Source organism: Arthrobacter sp. Hiyo1 (assembly GCF_001263615.2).
Lineage (GTDB): Bacteria > Actinomycetota > Actinomycetes > Actinomycetales > Micrococcaceae > Arthrobacter.
In genome coordinates this window covers 28,659-29,415 of record NZ_DF952475.1, presented here as the reverse complement: position 1 = coordinate 29,415, position 757 = coordinate 28,659, and the positions used below count along the sequence as shown (strand labels likewise).

At 66.1% G+C, this 757-nt stretch carries 2 protein-coding genes; both read right to left on the bottom strand.

What is annotated here, in order from left to right:
* Positions 1 to 481: NAD(P)-binding domain-containing protein (locus tag AHiyo1_RS27305; RefSeq protein ID WP_340639352.1), on the bottom strand; the 481-nt coding region annotated here is incomplete at its 3' end.
* Between the two features lie 85 nt (positions 482 to 566).
* A partial coding sequence (locus AHiyo1_RS24960) for a hypothetical protein (protein ID WP_216363250.1) occupies positions 567 to 757 on the bottom strand: 191 nt, incomplete at its 5' end.

The following is a 757-nucleotide window of genomic DNA, read 5'->3' as shown; positions in this document are numbered from 1 at the left end:
CGCCGGCCATGATGGCCAGGGTCCCTTGTTGGGCTCCTTCCCTGCCTCCGCTGACCGGGGCATCGATGACGGAAGCGTTCCCTTCGCTGGCTTCGGCGACGGCCTGCCCGAAGGCCCGGACGGCGACCGGGGACACGCTGCTCATCACCACAACGAGCGTTCCCGGCCGGGGCGGCATCAACCGCCATTCGTCCAGCAGGCCGGTGGAGGCGTCCTCGATGAAGGACAGGTCAGGGAGCATGAAGATGATGACCGGTTCGTCCCGGAGGGCCGCGACGTTCTTGGTGCTGGATCCGCCGAGGCGGATGAAATCCTCGACGGCGGCCGTGGAGCGGTTCCATGCGGTGACCTTCCATCCGGCGTTGAGCAGGTTGGCTGCCATGGGTGCACCCATCAGCCCCAGCCCGACGAAGCCGGCACTGCGGGGAATGAGGGTGGTCTTCGCCGGGCCGGAGGCGCGGGGGTTGTTCTCGTTGTTCAATTTCCAACCTTGGTTCCCGGGCCGGGGCCCGTATGTGCTCTGGGTGGTGGGGCCTGTATGTGCCGGGTGGGCTTTGAGGCCGGGATTATTTGCCCCAGATCTTGCGGTACGCGTCCTGGTAGCCTGTCGGATCCCAGGCATCGGTGGCCGTGGTGTTGTCCTTGGTGGAGACGTGGATCTGCGGGACGTAGCCGCTGGCGGGCTGGTTGTTGAAGGCCCGGTTGAGTTCGTCCACGATCTGCCATCCCTCTGACTTCAGCGGTGAGGGAACGGTGG